The 21,092-nt window shown below is 60.2% G+C and carries 19 protein-coding genes and 1 pseudogene; 6 read left to right on the top strand and 14 right to left on the bottom strand.

The window, feature by feature from the left end:
- The first annotated feature begins 470 nt into the window (after positions 1-470).
- Positions 471-1,772, top strand: coding sequence for a hypothetical protein (locus PSCI_RS26025; RefSeq protein ID WP_045492583.1), 1,302 nt, complete (start codon positions 471-473; stop codon positions 1,770-1,772).
- Positions 1,773-1,886: 114 nt separating this feature from the next.
- Here PSCI_RS26025 and PSCI_RS26030 read toward each other — a convergent pair whose 3' ends face one another.
- The 4 genes from PSCI_RS26030 to folE2 all read right to left on the bottom strand — a co-directional run bounded on the left by PSCI_RS26030 (position 1,887) and on the right by folE2 (position 5,047).
- Positions 1,887-3,047: a DUF1624 domain-containing protein gene (locus PSCI_RS26030; RefSeq protein WP_045492586.1), complete on the bottom strand. Its 1,161-nt coding sequence runs from the start codon at positions 3,045-3,047 to the stop codon at positions 1,887-1,889.
- Positions 3,048-3,144: 97 nt separating this feature from the next.
- Positions 3,145-3,552, bottom strand: coding sequence for an RNA polymerase-binding protein DksA (gene dksA, locus PSCI_RS26035; RefSeq protein WP_045492589.1), 408 nt, complete (start codon positions 3,550-3,552; stop codon positions 3,145-3,147).
- A gap of 18 nt (positions 3,553-3,570) precedes the next feature.
- Entirely contained in the window at positions 3,571-4,131 is a 561-nt protein-coding gene (locus tag PSCI_RS26040) for a gamma carbonic anhydrase family protein (RefSeq protein ID WP_045492592.1), read from the bottom strand.
- 10 nt (positions 4,132-4,141) lie between these two features.
- Complete coding sequence (gene folE2 / locus PSCI_RS26045; protein ID WP_045495008.1) at positions 4,142-5,047, bottom strand: GTP cyclohydrolase FolE2; 906 nt, start codon at positions 5,045-5,047, stop codon at positions 4,142-4,144.
- A 224-nt stretch (positions 5,048-5,271) separates the two neighbouring features.
- Here folE2 and PSCI_RS26050 point away from each other — a divergent pair, with 224 nt between their 5' ends.
- Positions 5,272-6,171 carry an AEC family transporter gene (locus PSCI_RS26050; RefSeq protein WP_045492595.1) on the top strand — a complete coding sequence of 300 codons (900 nt, stop codon included), beginning with the start codon at positions 5,272-5,274 and terminating at the stop codon, positions 6,169-6,171.
- A 182-nt stretch (positions 6,172-6,353) separates the two neighbouring features.
- Here PSCI_RS26050 and phnN read toward each other — a convergent pair whose 3' ends face one another.
- The 4 genes and pseudogenes from phnN to PSCI_RS30345 all read right to left on the bottom strand — a co-directional run.
- Positions 6,354-6,905 carry a phosphonate metabolism protein/1,5-bisphosphokinase (PRPP-forming) PhnN gene (phnN, locus tag PSCI_RS26055; RefSeq protein ID WP_045492598.1) on the bottom strand — a complete coding sequence of 184 codons (552 nt, stop codon included), beginning with the start codon at positions 6,903-6,905 and terminating at the stop codon, positions 6,354-6,356.
- An 83-nt stretch (positions 6,906-6,988) separates the two neighbouring features.
- Positions 6,989-7,981: a phosphonate ABC transporter substrate-binding protein gene (gene phnD, locus PSCI_RS26060; RefSeq protein ID WP_045492601.1), complete on the bottom strand. Its 993-nt coding sequence runs from the start codon at positions 7,979-7,981 to the stop codon at positions 6,989-6,991.
- Positions 7,982-8,146: 165 nt separating this feature from the next.
- Complete coding sequence (locus PSCI_RS30340) at positions 8,147-8,977, bottom strand: methyl-accepting chemotaxis protein (RefSeq protein WP_442965484.1); 831 nt, start codon at positions 8,975-8,977, stop codon at positions 8,147-8,149.
- Between the two features lie 27 nt (positions 8,978-9,004).
- Positions 9,005-10,039: pseudogene (locus PSCI_RS30345) on the bottom strand (HAMP domain-containing protein); the annotation flags it as partial.
- A gap of 343 nt (positions 10,040-10,382) precedes the next feature.
- Between PSCI_RS30345 and PSCI_RS26070 the strand changes: the two are divergent.
- From PSCI_RS26070 to PSCI_RS26080, 3 genes are all read left to right on the top strand, one after another.
- Positions 10,383-11,207: an HDOD domain-containing protein gene (locus tag PSCI_RS26070; protein WP_045492607.1), complete on the top strand. Its 825-nt coding sequence runs from the start codon at positions 10,383-10,385 to the stop codon at positions 11,205-11,207.
- A gap of 173 nt (positions 11,208-11,380) precedes the next feature.
- Positions 11,381-12,313: an aldo/keto reductase gene (locus tag PSCI_RS26075; RefSeq protein ID WP_045492610.1), complete on the top strand. Its 933-nt coding sequence runs from the start codon at positions 11,381-11,383 to the stop codon at positions 12,311-12,313.
- Between the two features lie 3 nt (positions 12,314-12,316).
- On the top strand, positions 12,317-13,645 hold the full coding sequence (locus PSCI_RS26080) for an NTP/NDP exchange transporter (RefSeq protein ID WP_045492614.1): 1,329 nt from the start codon (positions 12,317-12,319) through the stop codon (positions 13,643-13,645).
- Here the strand turns inward: PSCI_RS26080 and PSCI_RS26085 are convergent.
- Positions 13,596-14,753: an HPP family protein gene (locus PSCI_RS26085; protein ID WP_084710143.1), complete on the bottom strand. Its 1,158-nt coding sequence runs from the start codon at positions 14,751-14,753 to the stop codon at positions 13,596-13,598. The two genes, PSCI_RS26080 and PSCI_RS26085, sit on opposite strands and share 50 nt — an antisense overlap.
- A 187-nt stretch (positions 14,754-14,940) precedes the next feature.
- Entirely contained in the window at positions 14,941-15,945 is a 1,005-nt protein-coding gene (locus PSCI_RS26090; RefSeq protein WP_045492617.1) for an alpha/beta hydrolase, read from the bottom strand.
- A 242-nt stretch (positions 15,946-16,187) separates the two neighbouring features.
- On the opposite strand from PSCI_RS26090, the gene PSCI_RS26095 reads away from it, so the two are divergent.
- Positions 16,188-17,096, top strand: a complete 909-nt coding sequence (locus PSCI_RS26095; RefSeq protein ID WP_045492620.1) for a LysR substrate-binding domain-containing protein — start codon at positions 16,188-16,190, stop codon at positions 17,094-17,096.
- 105 nt (positions 17,097-17,201) lie between these two features.
- On the opposite strand, the gene pstB is transcribed toward PSCI_RS26095, so the two are convergent.
- The 4 genes from pstB to pstS form a co-directional block, all read right to left on the bottom strand.
- Entirely contained in the window at positions 17,202-17,981 is a 780-nt protein-coding gene (pstB, locus tag PSCI_RS26100; RefSeq protein ID WP_045492623.1) for a phosphate ABC transporter ATP-binding protein PstB, read from the bottom strand.
- On the bottom strand, positions 17,981-18,862 hold the full coding sequence (gene pstA / locus PSCI_RS26105) for a phosphate ABC transporter permease PstA (RefSeq protein WP_045492626.1): 882 nt from the start codon (positions 18,860-18,862) through the stop codon (positions 17,981-17,983). The genes pstB and pstA overlap by 1 nt, the downstream gene beginning before the upstream one ends.
- Entirely contained in the window at positions 18,859-19,854 is a 996-nt protein-coding gene (pstC, locus tag PSCI_RS26110; RefSeq protein WP_045492629.1) for a phosphate ABC transporter permease subunit PstC, read from the bottom strand. Before pstC ends, pstA begins: the two co-directional genes overlap by 4 nt.
- An 81-nt stretch (positions 19,855-19,935) precedes the next feature.
- Positions 19,936-20,952 (bottom strand): phosphate ABC transporter substrate-binding protein PstS, encoded by a 1,017-nt coding sequence (gene pstS / locus PSCI_RS26115; RefSeq protein WP_045492632.1) that lies wholly within the window; start codon positions 20,950-20,952, stop codon positions 19,936-19,938.
- Positions 20,953-21,092: the final 140 nt, after the last annotated feature.

The raw sequence follows: 21,092 nt of genomic DNA on the forward strand, positions 1-21,092 counted from the left end.
CACCAGGATCAAGGACGATCGACCGTGAAAGGATACTGCCGACAGGGAGTTGGAATGGTCTGGGACAAAAAACCCGCTTCGGCGGGTTTTTTATTGCCTGCATGATGGCGCGCAAGGCCATCCAAGAGGATCATCGGGCGCTGCGAGCAATAGGCTCGTCCGTCCGAATTGAAGTTGCCGGCCAGCCGATGTCCTCTAATGAGAGCCAGCAAGAAACGTGCTCATGTCCTGCGTCCCTTGTGCGATGTTCAGTCACGGCCTGCTAACTCTTCAGCAACTCAGACAGTGTTTTTAAATCACTGCATGTTTATCGATGTACGAAATTTCATACACATCGCTCAAAAAGCCCCTACATCACAGCGCGTCTCGCCCCCCTTTGCAGCGGCGTCGCTACCCAAAAAAATCGAACGTGCAGCACACCGCTGCCCAATGGAGGAAAACCACATACTTTCTATCCGGGAGGGTACGTCATGAACTACAGTGCATTCGCAGCGACCTCTCTGCCGTCTTTTGTGATTACCCGTGCGTTCCCTTTGCTCGGTATTTCCACACTTTTCTCGCTGATTGCTTATACCGCCCCCGACGCGCTGGCGATCGTTTCTTACACGATTGCATTTTTTTCTATTATTGCTGCGACGATACCGGTGCTGCTATCCACAGTCAGCAACACCGTAGCAAGGATCAAAATAGACGCTGAAAAAATGGATGAGTTTTTCTCAGGCGGTTTTACCCTTTCGCTGGCGTTGGGCTTCATCGCTTGTTTGCTGTGCACCATTGCCTTGGCGATCGTTCTTCAGCTGCCGAGCGCCGAGATTCTAGGCAGTGCAACCCTGGTAAATCTATCGATCATTTATATTCCGGCCGCCACGCTTCTGCCAATCAACATCTTCTTACAGTCATTTTCCGAGGCGACCGGCAAAGCTCAACAATCGGCCAAATTGAAAACCCTGATCACGATAACCGGCATCATTTATCTGACCGCATCATTTTCTTGCTGCCCGCCAGAGCATTTTAAATACTACGCACTCGCTTACTTTCTAGTTACAGAAACGCTGTCACTCATCAGCTTTTTGAGCATCAACAAGGGCTATCGTCGCTTTTCAGTAAGCAACGCAGCCTGTGTGGCCTCCCCATTACTAAAAAAAGGGGCGGCCATTGCCGGAGGAATGATCGGGCAAAAAATATATTTCTTTCTAGTCGTGGAGCGGCTTGCAGCTACAAACTTAAGCCTCAACAAAGAGCTATCCGTCACGATGAGCATCATCACTCTGCTGACCATTCCGTCTCTGGCATTCAGTCAGGTGCATAGCATTTACACAAGCTCAGAGCTTTCAGAGAAAAAAAGCAACTACCGTCACGGACTGATCTGGACCGCCGCGCTTAGCACGACAATCACAGCCATAATCATTTTTACCGGCGAAAAAATCTTCAGCCTCTACAGTAACAACTCCGTCATCTATGATAAAAGCCTTGCATGGAGCCTCATAACCTTCACGAACTGCAGCGCTTTCCTGGCACTTGCAACAGGACACTTAAGAGCATTGAACCGCACCACCGCTCCACAATTAATAATCAACGCTCTTATGCTGGGAATGTTGATACCCATCGTCTACGCCATTAACTGGGATTATGAAAAAATAACATTACTTCTTCACCTACAGGCCTCAACGCTGGCACTGGCTTTTTTCATCCTGCACAGCCGAATCATTTCATTACAGAAGGCTAAACCTGTCATTGCTCCAGTTCGCCCCCCTCAACGGACAGTCCCGTGATGCTCCCAACCATCCAGGCAAGAAGGCATTGGCTGGCGTGTTTTCATTGATTGCCCTGACATCTCTCCCGCCCGAATCCATGGGGCGGGAAAGACTCAAGGTGATAGTGCAATGTCAGAGGTACTTCAACCAGGCAATATCCCGGCGTCGCGCCTTGAGCGTCGCGAACCAGCGCACCGCCGGGAACAGCGCCACGGCCAGCAGCACTGAGGCCAGCCACACCGCGCCCATGCCGTCGAAACCGAAGTACTTGCCCTGATTGGTGCCCCATAGCGCCACGGCCATCAGGTAGAGGACTTTCAGCACGTACAGGTGCAGCAGGTAGAAGAACATGGGTGCCGCGCCAAAGATCACCAACGGCTTGAGCCAGGCGCGCTGCTGCCAGCGTTCGAAGGCGATCAGGATCAGCAGACCGATGCCCAGGGTCAGGCTGATGAACAATAGCGACGGCGGGTATTTGGTGATGTTGAAGAAGCTCATCAGCGTCTGCACGCCGGTTTCGCCAACGCTCCAGGGTTTCTCGCCATAACCGTTGAGCAGACGCAGCAGTACAAACACCGTCAACAGGCCCAGGCCTGAGAACAGCAGCTTGCTGCGCCGGCTGGCGGCGTCTGCCTGGCTGGCAAACCACGGGCCGGCGGCGTAGCCCAGCGCGATAACGCCAATCCACGGCAACACCGGATACGAGGTTCTCAGACGCAGGTCTTGGGCGACTTCGATCCAGCCACGATCATGCAGGATTGCCCACGGTACATGCAGGGCCGACTCGATACCGAAGTGCAGGCCGTCGAGCAGGTTGTGACCCGCGACAATCAGTACCCCGAGGCCGATCAGCGCGGCACGCGGCAGGTAGACCAGCGCTGACAGGGCAATCATGCTCAGGCCGATGGCCCAGATCACCTGCAGGTAGATGACCGAAAACGGGAACTGGAAGGTCCAGGCGAAGTTGACCAGGGTGAACTCCAGCACCACCAGAAACAGACCGCGCTTGAACAGAAACGCCGACACATCACCGCGCCCGCTGTATTTTTCACCGAACAGAAACGCTGACAGGCCGGTCAGAAACACAAACAACGGCGCACACAGGTGCGCCAGAGTCCGACTGAAGAACAGCTCCGGAGCGGTGTTGGCGACGTCCATCGGGTCGCCGACCTGGCGATGCAGAAAGAAGGTTTCGCGCACGTGGTCCAGAAGCATGAAGAGAATGATCAACCCGCGCAGGGCGTCGATCGAGCGCAGTCTTGAAGCTGGCTTGGGGGCAACAACGGTGGTCATGAAGCGGTGATGTCCGTGGTAAGGGGTGGTGTGTGATGCCGTGTGGTTTACCCAGGAGCAGCCGGGCGGCGTGAAGTTCTCGCGGCTCAAGCCGCAGCTACAAATGATCGCGCTGATGCCGCTCGCGCAGCTCCTGGCGCTCTTTAGCCTCAATGCACAAACTGGCCGTGGGACGCAGCAGCAGGCGTTTCAGACCGATCGGTTCGCCGGTCTCGGCGCACCAGCCGAACTCGCCACGCACAAGCCGCTCCAGTGCCTCGTCTATCTTGTCGAGCAGTTTCTTCTCGCGTTCCAGCACCCGCAGTTGCCACTGGCGCTGCTCTTCGGCGGCGCCAATGTCGGCCAGGTCGCTGGCGGGTTGGTATTCTCGCAGGTCGATGAACTCGCTGGAAATCCGTGTTTGCAGTTCAGTGCGCTGGCTCATCAGCAGCTCACGAAAGAACGCCTGTTGAGTGCCATCCATGTAGCGCTCGGCCGGCTGGGCCAGCAGTTCCTGTTCAGTCATGGCAATGCCCCTGAGTCATCAGAATTCGTTTTGCAGCGCCTTGTAGCCGCGCACCAGGTCGATATTGGTCCGCGCTACGTCCTCCGAGAACTCCGAGGCCGACACGCTGACCGGCGGAAATTGACTCAGGTCGGTGGCCGGGCCGATCCGCGTGGTGGACGGCACGTAGAAACTGACCGGCAGGTCGCGGCCATCGACCACCGAGTTGTGGCGCACCACACTGCCGTCGCCGACCTTGCAGTTAAACAGCACGCTGTTGAAGCCAATGAACACCCGGTCGCCGACTTCACAGGGGCCGTGAACAATCGAGCGATGGGCGATGGAGCTGTATTGGCCGACGGTCACCGCCGCCCCGGACTTGGAGTGGATCACCACGCCGTCCTGAATATTGGAATTGGCACCGATGACGATCGGCTCCATATCGCCACTGGCATCCACCTCGTCGGCGCGGATGACCGCGTAAGGGCCGACGAACACGTTGTCCTGGATGATGACCTTGCCGCAGATGATCGCGGTCTTGTCGATGTAGGCTGACTCGGCAATGACCGGCAGGTGGCCGGACGGGTTCTTGCGGATCACGCGATTATCCTCAGGTCAGGTAGTTGGAGGTCTGGGCCACCGCATCGTGGGGATGCAGGCTTTCCAGGTGGCGCACGCTGACGCTGGAGGCCGCAAAGCGCCCTTCCAGGGCCTGCTGGATCTTGCGCGCGGCGTCTTCGACGTACATCAGGTTCTGCCCGTTGAGGCGCGCAAAGGCCTGCTCGTCGGCCCGTTTGACCGCGGTCTGCACCGGGGTACCGAGGGCACGCTCGGTGGTGTCGATCAGTTCCATCAGGCGCAGGCCGTCAGCCTGCTCGGGAATACGCACCTGCACCCGCGCCACACTGCGCTGGCTGTGCGGGGTGGCGTGGGAGCCGTTCTCGCGCAGCCATACCGCCACCTCGCCCGGGTCCAGCGCGGCCTGGTCGGCAAAGCGGGTGCGAAACGCCTCTTCGAGCAACTGCCGCGACAGCGCCGCCGAGCACGGGCAGGTCGATGAATAGCTCACCTCTACGGTCACGTCCAATTGCAGACGGCCTTTGCTCCAGACCGCTTCGAGCGTGGCCGGATAGGACTTCCAGCCGCTCAGGCCCGCTGTCACCAGCGCCGGGCGACGGCACAGCAGGCTGAAGGCCAGCCGCAACCGGGCGCGGCTGGAGCGACAGTCGGCATGACTCTCGACCATCGCTTCGAGCAGCGCGTACACGCTTTGCACCGTCAGGGTCTGTTGCTCGGCAAAGCCATCGAGCAAGCGATACAAGCGCGACATGTGAATGCCTTTGACGCTCGGATCGGCAAGCTCGACCTGCACGTCGGCACTGGCATGCAGTGGGTACTTCTGGCCGGGTTCATCCAGGCGCAGGGGCAGTTCGATGCCCTGCATGCCGACCCAGTCCAGAGGCATCAGAGCGGCGGAGATTTCAGTGAGGGCTACGTCGGGGAGGGAGCTGGTCATGATGGCGTACGTCTCGTTCAGGCCAGAGTTTACTCGGGCATCGGCCTGGGCCTGGCAAATTTGAAACAATATAACATCAAATTTAACAACCAAGTCACGCACTATCTTTTTCGCCTTTTCCTGCTCTCGTTCGCAAACGACCGGGTTAGACAGGTGCGCTGCGAATCACAGCCCGGCATACTGCCCGCCCTCAGTGCCTGAAACTCATCAGAAGGAACCGTGCCGTGGCCGTTATCCAGGCGATCCTGCCCATTTTCCTGTTGATCGTACTCGGCTACGGGCTGGGCCTGCGCAAGGTGATCGCCGGTGAAAATGCCAAGGCGCTGAGTACCCTGGCGTTCAAGCTGTTCATGCCCATGGTGCTGTTTACCGGGATGATCAAGGCACCGCTGCACGAGGGGCTGGACCTCAGCGTGCTGGCTGGGTATTTCGTACCGGCGCTGCTGATCTTCATCCTGATCAATCTGCTGAGCCACCGCTGGAGCCAGCGCCCCACGCCATTCGGCCTGACCGCGAGCTTTTCCAACAACATCCTGATCGGCATTCCGTTGGTAGGCTCGCTGTTCGGCCCGCCGGGGCTGTTGCTGCTGTTCACGGTAATCTCGATCCACAGCCTGCTGCTGTTCAGCTTCCACAGCCTCTACGAAACCGTTACCGGCTCGGCGGCGTTCAACGCACGCTCGCTAATTGCCAGCCTGGCCAACCCGATCATCATCGGCCTGTTGGCCGGCATGGCGGTCAATCTGTCGGGTTTGCATCTGCCGCTGTGGGCCGATCAGTTGAGCAACTGGCTGGCCCAGGCCGCCCTGCCCTGCTCGTTGCTGGTGCTGGGCGCCAACCTGTCCGGCTACCGCCTGACCCCGACCCGTGAGGCGCTGAGCATCACCTTCGCCAAACTGGTGCTGATGCCGCTGCTGGTGCTGTTGGCCTGCGTAGTGCTTGGTATCACGGGCATGCCGCGTGCGGTGTTGGTACTGATGGCCGCAGGACCCAGCGGGGTGAATGTGCTGGCCTTCGCCACGACCCAGCAAGACCGCCAGAAGACCAGCTCGGCGATTGCCCTGACCACACTGCTGTCGGTGGTGACCTTACCGCTGTGGATGGGGCTGGCGCACGCGCTGTAAGGAGCCAGCTAGTGGCTCTGCATACAGATTCCGACCGGCTGAACGCGACCGCCGCAGGAGCTGCTTTAGCAGCGAAGATATGTAGAGCGACACATATGTTCGGCTGATATAGGTCAATTCGCGGCTAAAGCCGCTCCTACGGGCACCGTGATCAGTCCGTCAAAATCACCGTGCAGAGCCAGCTAGTGCGCAAGGTAGCCGATCAACCGGGCAACGCTGTCGTGCAGCGCCCCGGAATTATCCAATAACCGCACATCCGGCGCTTCGGCCAGCAACTCGACGGCAAAGCGCGCATTGCGCTGCAAGCGCGCTTCGATTTCGGCCAGCGGCTCGCGGCCTCGGGCCAGCAGGCGCTGGCGCAGGATGTCAGGATCGACGGTAAGCAGGATCGCCAACAGATCGGGGTAGCGTTGCCGGGTGGCGTGCAGGTGGCCGCGTGAGCCATTGACCAGTACATCGTTGCCGGCCGCCAGCCACTGGTCTATTTCGATGGGGATGCCGTAATGCAGCCCATTGGCTTGCCAATCCAGGGCAAACGCGCCTTGGGCCTTGAGGTGCTGGAACTGCTCGACACTGACTGCCTCGGCGGCCTCGCCCACCGCTTCGGCAGAACGGGTGATGACCCGGCGTACTACCTTACAGCCGCGTGCTGCCAGGCTATCGCGGGCGGCATCGAGCAAACTGTCCTTGCCGGAGCCGGACGGCCCGATGAGATAGATCAACCTGCCCGGCATGCCCTGTCCTCTTGTACGATGATTCAAACGCGGCGAATGATAATCGCTGCGCAGCAGAATCCATAGTGCCCTGCTACTGAAGGTCACGGCCCGCTTTGCTTGCCAGGCACACTGATACGATCCTGCAAACGGGCCAGCTCAGCGTCGATGGCGCGCAATCGGGCTTTTTTCTGATCAACGCTCAGCGTGCTGGCCGCCACTTCAGTGCGCTGCTTGAACAACAGCAACTGGCGGATCGGTAGCAACTGATCGTTGTCCGAGGCAATGAACGAGGTTTGCTGCAGCCCTTTGAGCACCGCTTTTTCATGCTCGTTAGCGCCATAGCTCAGCAGGAAGCTGCGAATTTTTGCTCGGCTCGGCTGGCTCAGCGACGTGCGCCACAGGACCGGGTCCGAAGGGATCAACCGGGATTTCCAGATGATCTTCAACTGGCTCAGTTGCTCGGGATGGGTCAGTTGCAGGCGGTCCCAGTTTTCGCTGTTGAAGCTTGCGGCATCAAGTTTACCGTTGGCAACATCCAGCGCATTGGCTTCGTGACTCTGATTGACGGTGCGCTTGAACGCCTTGGCCGGGTCAACCTGCTGGCGAGCGAAAACGTAGTAACCGGGCACCAGATAACCTGAAGTCGAATTCAGGTCGCCGTTACCAAAGGTCAGTTGCGGTGCAAGGCGCAGCAAGTCGCCGACGTTATTGACCGGGCTGTCTTTACGCGCGATCAGCAGACCGTAATAACCAGGCATACCGTGTTCCATGGCGGTCTGGGCGAAAACCTCGGCACCGGAATGATCCACCGCCTCCACCGCAGCCATGTTCCCCAACCAGGCAACATCGATGCGCTGCGCCCGCATGCCTTCGATCAAGTGGGCGTAGTCACTGGCAAACACCGCCTCCACCGGCAAGCCCGTCTGGCGCGTCATGTCGTCGAGCAACGGCTGCCAGATGGCGTGCAGGTTTTCTCTGGACTCGGTGGACAGCAGGCCGAAGCGGATGGCTTGCTCCTGGCCGTGAGCGCTGGTCAGCAGACACAATGCCAGGCTAACGACAGACACCAGCAGACGCACTAGGCGGTGCAACATGCAGAGGCTCCCAAAATGACCAGCAGACTTGATGCCGAGCAGCCTGGCGGATGACAGGCTGCGGCCGCGCGGTGCAACGCAGTGTACCGCACCGCGCTTGTATCACAATTTGTTGCCAATTCAATGACATGCGCCTGCGATCAGCAATCGTTCAGGCGCTGCGGTTCAGATGCGGAACGAGCCTACCAACTGCTGCAAACGACGGGTCTGCTGCTCCAGCGAGTTGCAGGCCTGCAAGGTCAGCTTGAGGTTATCAACGCCTTGCTGGTTGAGGCTGTTGATATGGCTGATGTCCATGTTGATCGACTCGACCACCGCCGTCTGTTGTTCTGTGGCGGCGGCCACCGACTGGTTCATCTCATTGATCTCGTCGATTCGCTGAGTCACGCTGCCCAGACGTTCACCGGCGCGGTTGGTGATGTCGACACTGGACTCGCTGTGACGCTGGCTCGCCAGCATGGTCGTTACCGCGTCCCGGGCACCGGTCTGCAGTTCTTCGATCATGCCCTGCACTTGCTGCGCCGAGTCCTGGGTGCGGTGCGCCAGGTTGCGCACTTCATCGGCGACCACAGCAAAACCACGCCCGGCTTCACCGGCCCGCGCCGCTTCGATGGCGGCGTTGAGCGCCAGCAGGTTGGTCTGCTGGGAAATACCGGTGATCACTTCGAGAATCTGACCGATATTGGCGGTCTTGCCGTTAAGCGCCTCGATGCGCGCGCAGGACTCACTGATCTTGGCTGATAGCTCGTTCATCGCGCCAATCGATTGCTGCACCACCTGACGGCCGTCACCGGCCAGTTGGCTGGCGTCGCCAGACTTCTGCGAGGTCTGCGCCGCATTGCGGGCGATTTCCTGGGCGGCAGCCCCCAGTTCATTGATTGCCGCCGCCACGCTTTCGGTACGGTGCGCCTGCTCGTCGGAACTGCCAATCGATGAGTTGGAAGCCTGGACCACCTGATTGGCCACATCGCCCAGTTGCGCGGCGGTCGACGCCACTTCCCGGATCGAGGTGTGGATCCGCTCGACGAACTGGTTGAACGAACGCGCCAGCTCGCCGAATTCATCCTGGGAGGTGATATTCAGGCGCTTGGTCAGGTCGCCCTCGCCCGCCGCAATGTCACGCATCGCACTGCCCATCTGGTGCAACGGCTGCATCAGCACGCGGATCAGCAGCCCCAGAATCAAGATCACCGCCAGCACCACCACCAGCATCGCAGTGATGGCTGAGCTGCGGAATTCGCCGAGCATCGCATAGGCCGCGTCACGCTCCAGCACCAAGGCCACATACCAGCGGCTCGATGTCGGCCCTTCGACCGGGGTAAAAGCAATGATCTCGGCCTTGTCGGCCGACTCGATTTCGCTGACACCTGCCGCGACCTTCGGGGTGTTGTCCGGGTAGACCTCGCTGAGCGGTTTGAGCACCCGATTGGCGTCCGGGTGAATCAGGATCTTGCCGTCGGCGCTGACAATAAACGCATAACCATGACCGCCAAAGTTCAGCGAATTGATGGTCTTGCTGATGCTCTCCAGGCTGATGTCGGCCGCTGCAACACCGATCATTTGCCCTTGCTGGCTGACCGGGGTCGCAACGGTGACTACCAGTTTTCCGCTGGAGCTGGCGATGTAGGGTTCGGTCACGATGGTCTTGCCCGCGCCTTGCGCCGCCTTGTACCAACCCCGCGCACGTGGGTCATAGTCGGCCGGGCGGTTACCGGCGGGGATGGAGAACATCACGCCATCAGCGCCACCGAAGTAGCTCAACAGGAAGTTCTCGGTGTAGGCCGGCAGGTTGATTGCCCGGCGCAACTGCGCTTGTTCCTTGCCGTCAGCAGCGATCTGCTGGCCCATCGACTGCACCAGTTGGCCACGCCCCTCCAGCCAGGTCTGGATATTCTGGGTGGTCAATGTCCCCAACTGCTGCAATTCGCCCAGCACGTTGGTCTTCAATGTCTGCCGTTGCCGGTAGTCATTGACCACGATAAATACGGTAAACGCCACGCCCACGGTCAGTGCCGCCGCCAGCAGGATCTTCTTGCTGAAACCCAGACTTCTCATCATGTTGACTCTTTCCACAGGGCTGCATCAGGGAGGCAGGCACTTTTTTAAACAGGGGTGTTACCCGGCCAATCCTGCGGCACACAAGGTATAGGTATAACCGGTATAGAGCCCATAACGGCCTCTTGATATCACAGCAACGGCTGTATTTCATGACAAAACGTCCATCGGTCATGAAAAAGCCGCATGGCCTGCCAGCGCGTATGTTGCCTACCGGATGTTATCGGCATTGAAGCTGGGTTCTGCACCCGCGTGTGGATTGTTTCTCAACCTGACGCACGACCCGTGCAAGCCTGGAAATACTGACTATCGTTGCAATCATCCCGACGTGATGAGGATGCGCCCCATGGAGATTGAAAAACTGTTTGCCGACCTGCAGAGCCTGCCCAGCATCCCCAAGGTTGCCCAGGATCTGTTGCTGCAATTCGACAATCCTTCGTCCAACCTGGAAAGTGTTTCACGCAATATCGAAAAAGACCCGGTGATCTCCGCGAAGATCCTGCGGCTGGCCAACTCGGCACGGTTTCGCGGGTCGCGAGAATCGTCGAGCGTCGAAGATGCTGCCATGCGCCTGGGCTTCAATACCCTGCGTACACTGGTGCTGGCTTCAGCGGTAACCGGCGCGTTCAAGGCAGTGCCCAACTTCGATCTCAAAGGTTTCTGGCTGACCAGCTTTCAGGTCGCGGGCGTGGCCCGGCTGCTGGCCAAGCAAAGCGGCGCCGACGCCGAAATAGCCTTCACGTGCGGGGTGATGCACAACATCGGCGAGCTGCTGATCCAGACCGGCGCTCCGGCGGTGGCTGAACGTCTGAACAGCGCTGCAAGATCCGGATCGTCCGGCCGGGTGGCCAACGAGACCCTGCAACTGGGCTTCGGCTATCCGGAGGTGGGCGCAGAGTTGGCCAAGCGCTGGAACCTGCCCAAGGTGATTCAACAAGCCATCGCTTTTCAGGCCCGGCCCATGCAGGCACCCGACAACGCCCCGCTGCCACGGATCATCGCCCAGTCCATCGTGATTTCCGATGCCCTGAACGAACATGGCGGCCCGACCCCGCAAGCCCGCGAAGCGATCAGCGGCCCACTGTTCGAAGGCGTCGATCTGGACCGGTTGTTCGACAGCCTGCCGGCTGTGCTGGAGGCAGACAAGGCATTCGAGCAGTTGTTGAGCTGAGGCGCCGCTGAAGGAGCAGCCGGGCGGCGATCCGCAAAAGGGTTCCCGGCTGAAGCCGGTCGTAGAGCTATCAGATTCAGGCCCCTGCGGTCGGAACATGGCCATCAATCGATGCACCAACGTATAGACTGTGACGAATGTAGTGAGCAGTTCTCATTCGCAGGAGGCTATGGATGGCGACTCGCAGAGCCGTATTGGGTGGCATGGCGGTATTAGGGGCGGGTTTTCTGGTCAGCGGTGCCGGGCGCTTTGCGACGCCGCTCAATCCACCGTTGAGCGGTGCCCCGCCGCAGACCCGCGCTGTCCCGTCCAGCGCCGAGCCGTTGCCGGTGATCGGCATGGGCACCTCGGGCAGTTTCGATGTCGGCACCAGCCAGGCTGAACGCGATCCGCTGCGTGAAGTGCTGAAGACCTTTTTCTCCGGCGGCTCGACCCTGATCGACACGGCGCCCGGCTATGGCCGCGCCGAAACAGTGCTGGGTGACCTGCTTGCCGAGCTGGGCCTGCGTGACAAGGCGTTTCTGGCCACCAAACTGGCCGCGCACGGCCGCCAGGCAGGGCTGGCGCAGTTTCAGCGCTCTCTGGACGCGCTGCGCACCGACAAGGTTGAGCTACTTCAGGTGCACACGCTGCAGGACTGGCAGACCCAACTGGCGCTGATCAATGACCTCAAGGCCGAGGGCAAGACCCGCTACAGCGGAGTGACCCACTATCTGGAACACGGCCATGCAGAACTGGCAGCCGTGCTGCGCCAGAGCCGTCCGGATTTTGTTCAGGTCAATTATTCAGTGTCGACTCGCGGCGCGGAAAAAACCGTATTTCCGGTCGCCCGCGAGCTGGGCGTCGCGGTGCTGGTCAATCGGGCCTTCGATGATGGCAAGTTGTTCGCCCGCGTGCAGAACAAACCGCTGCCAGGCTGGGCCGCCGATGTGGGCATCATGTCCTGGGCCCAGGCGTTTCTGCGCTTTGCCCTGAGCGACCCGGCAGTCACTGCGGTGATTCCCGCCACTGGCCGACCGACTCGCCAGCGCGACAATTTGCTCGCCGGGTTTGGCGAGCCACTCAATGCTGCGCAGCGCCAGTCGCTCATTGACCTGATCGGCTGACCCATGCCCATTGCACTCGCTGCTCGTCTGCGCCGGCTATTGAATGTCAGACCCGGTGAAGAACGAGTCGTCAGTCTGGGCCTGGCCATGTTCATGCTGCTGTTCACCGGCTATTTCATGTTGCGCCCAGTGCGCGAAGTGATGGGGCTGGCCGGCGGGGTCGATAACCTGCAATGGCTGTTTACCGCCACCTTCATTGCCACCCTGGCCGCCCTGCCGCTGTTCGGCCTGCTGGCTTCACGATTGAGCCGCAGGTCGCTGCTCAGTGCGGTATTCGGGTTTTTCGTCCTCAACCTGCTGGCCTTTGCCCTGCTCATCCAACGCGATCCAGATAACGTCTGGACCGGGCGAACGTTCTATGTGTGGCTGTCGGTGTTCAACCTGCTGAGTATCTCGCTGGCCTGGAGCGTGCTGGCCGATGTGTTCAGCAGCGCGCAGGCCAGGCGGGTATTTGCCCTGATGGCCGGTGGCGCCAGTTTCGGCGGCCTGCTCGGGCCGCTGCTGGGCACTGTGCTGGTGGCGCCGCTGGGGCATGCCGGGTTATTGCTGCTGGCCGCCCTGCTCCTGGCTGGTAGCCTGCTGGCGGCCTTGAGCCTGCTGCGCTGGCGTGAGCGTGAGCCGTTGAACGAACAGCGCGCTGAGCAACGCGACAAACCGCTGGGCGGCAATCCGTTTGCCGGTGCCACGGCGGTGCTTCGCTCGCCGTTTCTGCTCGGCATTGCCCTGTTCGTGATCCTGCTGGCCAGCGCCAGCACCTTTCTGTACTTCGAGCAGGCGCGTATCGTTGCCAGCCATTTTCCTGACCGCACTACCCAGACCCAGGTGTTCGGCCTGCTCGACACGCTGGTGCAAAGCCTGGCGATCTTTACCCAGCTGTTTGTCACCGGGCGTATCGCCCAGAAGCTGGGGGTGACCGTCCTGCTGGTGGCGGTACCACTGCTGATCGCTGCCGGGTTCGTGCTGTTGGCGCTGTCGCCGGTGTTTGCGGTGTTCGCAGTGGTGATGGTGGTGCGCCGTGCCGGCGAGTACGCGCTGGTCAGGCCGGGCCGGGAAATGCTCTACACCGTGGTGTCTGCCGAGCAGAAGTACAAGGCCAAGAACTTCATCGACACCGTGGTCTACCGCGGCGGCGACGCGCTCAGTGGCTGGCTCAAGCGTGGCCTGGACCTGCTCGGTGAGCATCCGGCGCTGGCGATGTACATCGGCGCCGGGCTGGCATTGCTCTGGGCATGGGTCGGGTTGCGCCTGGGTCAGGCCCAGCGTCAGCGCGAAGGCAGCAGCATCAGCTACGCACCGCGCGATACAAAGCCCGAATCAGATCCGACTGGGTGATGATGCCCACCAGGCGCTGCTTGTCGTCGATGATCGGAATGTGCCGGTGACCGTTGTCGGAGAACACCGGCACCAGATCCAGCAGCAGCCGGTCGCTGCTCGACACCCGCACGGTGCGGGTCATGATCTGCCCCACGGTACGGACCTCATCGTGCTTTTTCGGCCGCACCAGGGTGCGCAGGCGCCAGGCGATGCCATCGTGCACGTCCAGGTCGATCTGGCCCATGAAATCGGCAACCGTGACAATGCCCAGCAAATGCTGCTGACGGTCGATGACCGGCAAGGCCTTGATACGTCGTTCCCGCATCAACGCCCAGGCTTCGCGCAGCGAGGTTTCCTGGCCGACGCTCAGCGGGTTCTGGGTCATGACATCGCGGCACCGCAGATCACCGACCGAGCGCTGAAAGTTCAGCGCTTCGACCTGCTCAAGGAGCACTTCCAGATCGTCGCGGCTGACGTCGAGGATCTGGTTGTAGCGGTCCAGCACCGCATCCAGATCAGCGCGATGCAAATGGGTCGGCGCCGCCTTGGCCGGCAGCGGCAGATGCGGCCAACTGCGCCCGGTGAGGTTGTTGTAGACCAGCCCGGCCAGCACCATCAGCAACGAGTCGATCAGCACCGGGCTGAAGGCGAACTCAAAGCGGTCGCACCCCATCAGCACCATCAGCAAGGCCGAGGCGCCACCGGGCGGGTGCAGGCAGCGCATCAACAACATCACGGCGATTGCCAGCCCCACAGCCAGCGCCGCGGCCAGGCTGGCATCGGGAATCCACTTGCAGCAGGCAATGCCGACCAGCGCCGACAGGGTATTGCCGCCCACCACCGACCAAGGCTGCGCCAATGGGCTGGCGGGCACGGCAAACACCAGCACCGCACTGGCGCCCAACGGGGCGACCAGCGCCAGAGCCAGCAGGCCGTGTTCATGGGCGGCGTTGCCGTTGAGCCAGAACGCGGCACACACAGCAGCCAGCAGGATACCCAGCGCCGCACCGGTGCTGGCGCGCAGTCGTTCAAGGGCATCAATGGCATGGGGTGCAGGCCAGAATGCACGCAAAAAAGCGCTCAGACGGGCACGCAAACGGGGCTCGGAGGGTGTGGTTTCGGACATTGGGCTCGGCAGTCTGCAAAGTCGGAAAACAGCCGCCAGTGGACCTGGCGGTCAGAATTTGAGCATCCGATGGTAACGCGGATTGCCTGTGAGGGCGAATGGCAAGGGGAAATTCAATTCAAGTTGTGTAGCCCGCGCATTCGCTGGCAACCGGAGCGCCGGTTGCCGACGAATGCAGCACAGGCAGTTATTTCAACTGCAGCCCGGTCAGCAGGGCCTTGTGAAAGCGCTCTGGCTCTTCCATCTGCGGGGCATGGCCCAGGCCCTTGAATTCGACCAGTTCGGCATCGGGAATCAGTTTGGCCACATCCTTGCCCAGTTGCTCATACTTGCCAATCTTCGCCTTGACCTCAGGCGGCGCGATATCGCTACCGATGGCGGTGGTGTCGCGGTCGCCAATCATCAGCACGGTCGGCACCTTGAGGTTGGCAAACTCGTGGTACACCGGCTGGGTGTAGATCATGTCGTAGATCAGTGCCGAGTTCCACGCCACGGCCTGCTTGCCAGGGCCGTTGAACAGCCCGGCGAGCATGTCTACCCACTTGTCGTACTCCGGCTTCCAGCGCCCGTCGTAGTAGGTTTTCTGCTCGTACTGGCGAATGCCTTCGGCACTGACTTTCAATTCCCGCTCATACCACTGGTCTACGCTGCGGTACGGCACGCCGACGGCCTTCCAGTCTTCCAGGCCGATGGGGTTGACCATCACCAGTTTGTCGGTCTGCTCTGGATACATCAGGGCAAAGCGGGTGGCGAGCATGCCGCCGGTGGAGTGACCGACCAGCGCCACCTTGTCGATGCCCAGCTGATCGAGCAAGGCGCGGGTATTGAGCGCCAGTTGCTGAAAGCTGTACTGATAATGGCCAGGCTTGCTGGAGGTGCAGAAACCGATCTGGTCCGGGGCGATGACCCGATAACCGGCCTCGCTCAGGGTTTTGATGGTCGCCTCCCAGGTCGCGCCGCAGAAATTCTTGCCATGCATCAGCACTGCCGTGCGGCCATTGGCTTTGGCGCTCGGCGCGACGTCCATGTAGCCCATTTCCAGTTTCTGGTTCTGCGACTCAAAGGCAAACTGCTTGAGCGGGTACGGGTAGCTGAAGCCTTCCAGACGTTCGCCGTAGCTTGGGGTGGCGGCCTGCACCACGCCGGGCAAGATGATGGCGGCCGCCAGGGCGGCGATCTTTGCAACCTGCATCGGACAACTCCTTTTTCTGGGCCTGGCGTTTGAGCGAAACCCGCACGCCAGACAGGTAGGTGAACCCGGCAATGTACCGGAGCAGGTCTGCACTGCGGCGGCAAAATGCCCTGCCATGCCGAAAAGTCCATTACAAAAGATTAATGCCCGATGCGGGCAGCCGCTGGACGCCGGGGCGGGTGGCTTCTTAGACTTGGCGGCGACTGACCGGCGTGTTGGGTCCGGCTGAAGGAATCCTCTCGATGAATCGTAACGAGCTGCGCAAGGCGGATATCAACCTGATGGTGGTATTCGAAACCCTGATGCAGGAACGCAATGTGACCCGTGCCGCCGAAAAGCTGTTTCTCGGCCAGCCGACGATCAGTGCCGCGCTCAACCGGCTGCGCAATCTGTTGGGCGACCCGCTGTTTGTCAGGGTCGGCCACCGTATGGAACCCACCGCCCGTGCCCACGAGATCCTCCGCCACCTGACCCCGGCACTGGACGCGATGTCCATGGCCTTGAGCCTGACCCGTGAGTTCGAGCCGGCGCAAAGCACCATGACCTTTCGTATCGGCCTGTCGGACGATGTGGAGTTCGGTCTGCTGCCTGCCCTGCTCCGCGCCCTGCGCCAGGAAGCGCCAAACGTCGTGCTGGTGGTCAAGCACGCTGACTACTGGAATATCTCCGAGCTGTTGATGTCCGGCGAAATCACCGTAGGCGTCTGCCTGACCCGCGATCTGCCGGCCAATGCCAAACGCAAGCGCCTGCGCAACTGCCAGCCAAGGGTGGTGCGCGCCGACTATTCGACCACGCCGATGAGCCTGGACGAGTACTGTTCACGGCCACACGTGGTGGTCTCGCATGTAGCCAGTGTCAGCAGCTTCGCCGATGAGTGGCTGGAAGCCATCGGCCGCAAGCGCCGGGTGGTGATGTCGGTACCACGTTTTACCAGCCTGCCCGCACTGCTGGCCGGCACTGACCTGATTGCCAACCTGTCGGACTTTACCGCCACGGCGATGAGTGAACTGGGCTTGCTGCGGGATGAGGCGCTGCCCTTCGAGACACCAGGGCTGGACCTGTCGATGAGCTGGCTGAGCGTGATGGACAACGACCCGGCCGAACGCTGGCTGCGCGAGCGGATCGAGGCGTTTATGGGGGAGCGGGGATAAAAGCTTCGCGTAGAAATGCTTCGCGGCTGAAGCCGCTCCTACGGGGTCAACCCGTGTAGGAGCGGCTTCAGCCGCGAATAGGTACAGCGCTAATGACGCGATGAATCAGCCGAAGCGACCGGTGATGTAGTCTTCAGTCTGACTCTTGCTCGGCTTGGTGAACATGGTGTCGGTGTCGCCATGCTCGATCAGTTCACCCAGGAACATGAACGCGGTGTAGTCCGAGCAACGTGCTGCCTGTTGCATGTTGTGAGTCACGATGATCACGGTGAACTGCTCTTTGAGTTCGGTGATCAACTGCTCGATACGACCGGTAGAGATCGGGTCCAGCGCCGAGGTCGGTTCGTCCAGCAACAGCACCTGCGGACGCAGGGCGATGGTCCGGGCGATGCACAAACGCTGCTGCTGACCGCCGGACAAACCGGTGGCGCTCTGCTTGAGCTTGTCCTTGACCTCATCCCACAGCGCGGCGCCGCGCAGTGCCTGTTCCACCCGCTCTTCCATCTCGCGACGCGAGAGTTTCTCGTGGTGGCGGATGGCGTAGGCGATGTTGTCAAAGATCGACATCGGGAACGGCACCGGCTTCTGGAACACCATGCCGACGTGGCTGCGCAGGCGGTTCATCGAGTAGCCAGGGTCGAGGATGTTCTCACCGTTGAGCAAGACTTCGCCACGCGCTTCCTGCTTGGGGTACATCGAGTAGATACGGTTGAACACGCGCAACAGGGTCGACTTGCCGCAGCCGGACGGGCCGATGATCGAGGTGATGCGCTTCTCGGGGATCACCATGTCGATGGACTTGAGCGACTTGTGATCGTTGTAGAAGAATTCCAGGCCACGTACCTGAATCTTGGTTTTTTCGTTCGCAAGAGAAAGAGTGTTCATCAGGACGCCTTATTGCGCAGAAGAATTAAGCGAGAAGCGAGGCTCAGCAGCAGCACGAACAGGGTCATGATCAATGCGCCAGCCCAGGCCAGGGAGTGCCAGTCGTCGTACGGGCTCATCGCGTACTGGAAGACCACCACCGGAACGCTGGCGATCGGTTTGAGCAGGTCGCTGCTCCAGAACTGGTTACCGAACGCGGTGAACAGCAGCGGCGCGGTTTCACCGGTGATCCGCGCCAGCGCCAGCAGCACACCGGTGACCACACCGGCCTTAGCGGCACGCAGCACGATCTGCAGGGTCAGCTTCCATTGCGGCACACCCAGCGCCAGCGCGGCTTCACGCATGGTGGTCGGTTGCAGTTGCATCATTTCGTCGGTGGTCCGTACCACCACCGGGATCACCAGCAGCGCCAGGGCAATAGCACCGGCGATGGCCGAGAAACCGACGGTGTGGCCGCTGAATTTGTTGAGCGGCAGGATCACCACGGTGTAGACGAACAGGCCCAGAACGATCGACGGCGCCGACAACAGAATGTCGTTGATAAAGCGCACCGCGTTGCCCAGTTTGGAGTAACGGGCGAACTCGGCCAGCCAGACACCGGCCATCAGACCGATCGGAGTACCAATGACCAGGCCGATCAGCGACATCAGGATGCTGCCGTAGAAGGCGTTGGCCAGACCGCCTTCGACACCCGGCGGCGGGGTCATGCTGGTGAACAGTTGCAGGTTCAGAGCACTGACACCTTCAACGATGGTGGTAATCAGGATCCATACCAGCCACAGCAGGCCGAAGCCGGTCGCGGCGCAGCTGAGCACCATGGCGATGTTGTTCTTGAGCGCGCGAACCCGGTACAGGTTCTCGTTGGCTTTCTTGTCGCTCATAGGCCCTCCTTGCGCGACAGGCGAGACAGCATCAAGCGGGCCAGAGCCAGCACGATAAAGGTCACAACGAAGAGCAAAAAGCCCAGCGCGATCAGCGCCGAACGGTGCAGGTCGGTGTAGGACTCGTTGAATTCGTTGGCGATGACCGAAGCAATCGAGCTGCTTGGCATCATCAGCGATGGGGAGAACTGGATCGCGTTACCCAGTACAAAGGTTACCGCCATGGTTTCACCCAATGCGCGGCCCAGACCGAGGAACACGCCGCCGACCACCGCCGAACGGGTGTAAGGCAGGACGATGTCCCAGACCACTTCCCAGGTGGTTCCGCCCAACGCATAAGCCGACTCCTTGAGAGTGGTCGGTACGGTGCGGAACACTTCCTGCATTACCGAAGTAATGAATGGAATGATCATGATCGCCAGGACGATACCGGCGGTCAGCATGCCGATACCCAGTGGCGGCCCCTGGAACAGCACCCCTACCAGTGGCAGCGAGCCCAGTACGTCGTTGATCCAGGGAGAAATATGTGCGGCCATGAACGGGCCGAAAACGAACAGGCCCCACATGCCGTAGATGATCGAAGGAATACCGGCCAGCAGCTCGATGGCCGAGGCGATTGGCATGCGCAACCATGGCGGTGCAACTTCGGTCAGGAAGATGGCGATACCGAAACTTACCGGTACAGCGATCAACAAGGCCAGAAACGAGGTCACCAGGGTGCCGTAGATCGGTACCAGGGCGCCAAACTTGCCTTCGTTGACGTTCCATTCAGTGCTGGTCAGGAAACCGAAACCAAAGGTTTCGAAAGCCAGCTTTCCACCCCATAGAGTAGATGCCGCGATACAGCCCAGCAGTATCAGTACCAGCATCCCCGAAGCCTGCAGGGTACGCCGGAACCATACGTCATGGCGATGATCGCGCTGGGCGCGCTTTTCGCTGTCGGACTCGGCAGCGGTAAGCTCGGCGGACAGGTATTGGGTGTTTTCAGTCATTTCGATCCACTCGCAAGGGAAAGCCCCCGTCACCAGCTTGCATGGCTGATGACAGGGGTGAGCTACAAACTTGAAGCGCTGTTACTTGAACTCGGCTTTCCAGTAGTTCTCTACACGCTCAACCAGCGACTTCGGCAGAGCGACGTATTCCAGCTCTTCGGCTTGCTTCTGGCCGTTTTCCAGGGACCATTTGAAGAAGTCAAAAGCAGCTTTGCTCTTCTCTTCGTTCTTGGCCTGCTTGTACATGATGATCCAGGTGGTGGCAGTGATCGGCCATGCCGCTTCACCCGGTGCGTTGGTCATGATCAGACCAAAGTCCTTGGCGCTCGCCCAGTCAGCGGTGTCAGCAGCGGCAGCGAAAGCCTTGGCGTCTGGCGTGATGAACTTGCCAGCGGCGTTTTTCAGCTGGGTGTAGGCCAGCTTGTTGGTGGTGGCGTAGGAGTGCTCTACGTAACCGATCGAACCTTTGATCTGCTTGACGTAAGCAGAAACACCTTCGTTACCCTTGCCGCCCACGCCCACTGGCCATTGAACGGTAGAGCCGAACTTCAGCTTCTCGTTGAATTCCGGGCTGACTTTGCTCAGGTAGTTGGTGAAGTTGTAAGTGGTGCCAGAGCCGTCGGAGCGACGAACAACGGTGATGGCGGTGTCTGGCAGGGTCAGGCCAGGGTTCAGCGCGACCAGCGCCGGGTCGTTCCACTTCTTGATTTCACCCAGGAAGATCTTGGCCAGCGACGGGCCGTCGAGCTTGAGCTTGCCGCTCTCAACGCCTTCAACGTTGACGATTGGCACGATACCGCCGATCACGCTAGGGAACTGGCCCAGGCCGGCAGCAGCCAGGTCTTCAGCCGACATAGGGGCATCGGAAGCACCGAAGTCAACGGTCGCGGCCTTGATCTGAGCGATACCGCCGCCCGAACCGATCGACTGATAGTTGATGCGGTTCTCGGAGTTCTTGCTGTAGTCCTGGGACCACTTGGAAATCACCGGAAAAACGAAACTCGAACCTGCGCCCGTTACGTCGACCGCGTGAGCCATGCCACTCAGGCAAAGCGAAGCGAGCAGGACAGACAAGCGTGTTTTAGTCAGCAGTGTCACGGGAATACCTCGATCCAGGAGAAAGTTTGGTGGTTACCAAGAAGGCCCGATGCGGATTTAAAACCTGAAATGTTTCTGTTTAATGACAAACAGTCGACATCGCGTGCCGCGCCCCGCTTTTTACTGCTTTCAAAGGCTGA

The sequence above is a fragment of the Pseudomonas sp. StFLB209 genome, assembly GCF_000829415.1.
Classification (GTDB): Bacteria; Pseudomonadota; Gammaproteobacteria; order Pseudomonadales; family Pseudomonadaceae; genus Aquipseudomonas.

Excerpts from the sequence above, each read along its gene's own strand:
- PSCI_RS26025 (WP_045492583.1), top strand. The coding sequence starts at position 471 with ATGAACTACAGTGCATTCGCAGCGACCTCTCTGCCGTCTTTTGTGATT.
- PSCI_RS26030 (WP_045492586.1), bottom strand. The coding sequence starts at position 3,047 with ATGACCACCGTTGTTGCCCCCAAGCCAGCTTCAAGACTGCGCTCGATC.
- dksA (WP_045492589.1), bottom strand. The coding sequence starts at position 3,552 with ATGACTGAACAGGAACTGCTGGCCCAGCCGGCCGAGCGCTACATGGAT.
- folE2 (WP_045495008.1), bottom strand. The coding sequence starts at position 5,047 with ATGACCAGCTCCCTCCCCGACGTAGCCCTCACTGAAATCTCCGCCGCT.
- phnN (WP_045492598.1), bottom strand. The coding sequence starts at position 6,905 with ATGCCGGGCAGGTTGATCTATCTCATCGGGCCGTCCGGCTCCGGCAAG.
- phnD (WP_045492601.1), bottom strand. The coding sequence starts at position 7,981 with ATGTTGCACCGCCTAGTGCGTCTGCTGGTGTCTGTCGTTAGCCTGGCA.
- PSCI_RS26070 (WP_045492607.1), top strand. The coding sequence starts at position 10,383 with ATGGAGATTGAAAAACTGTTTGCCGACCTGCAGAGCCTGCCCAGCATC.
- PSCI_RS26075 (WP_045492610.1), top strand. The coding sequence starts at position 11,381 with ATGGCGACTCGCAGAGCCGTATTGGGTGGCATGGCGGTATTAGGGGCG.
- PSCI_RS26080 (WP_045492614.1), top strand. The coding sequence starts at position 12,317 with ATGCCCATTGCACTCGCTGCTCGTCTGCGCCGGCTATTGAATGTCAGA.
- PSCI_RS26085 (WP_084710143.1), bottom strand. The coding sequence starts at position 14,753 with ATGTCCGAAACCACACCCTCCGAGCCCCGTTTGCGTGCCCGTCTGAGC.
- PSCI_RS26090 (WP_045492617.1), bottom strand. The coding sequence starts at position 15,945 with ATGCAGGTTGCAAAGATCGCCGCCCTGGCGGCCGCCATCATCTTGCCC.
- PSCI_RS26095 (WP_045492620.1), top strand. The coding sequence starts at position 16,188 with ATGAATCGTAACGAGCTGCGCAAGGCGGATATCAACCTGATGGTGGTA.
- pstB (WP_045492623.1), bottom strand. The coding sequence starts at position 17,981 with ATGAACACTCTTTCTCTTGCGAACGAAAAAACCAAGATTCAGGTACGT.
- pstA (WP_045492626.1), bottom strand. The coding sequence starts at position 18,862 with ATGAGCGACAAGAAAGCCAACGAGAACCTGTACCGGGTTCGCGCGCTC.
- pstC (WP_045492629.1), bottom strand. The coding sequence starts at position 19,854 with ATGACTGAAAACACCCAATACCTGTCCGCCGAGCTTACCGCTGCCGAG.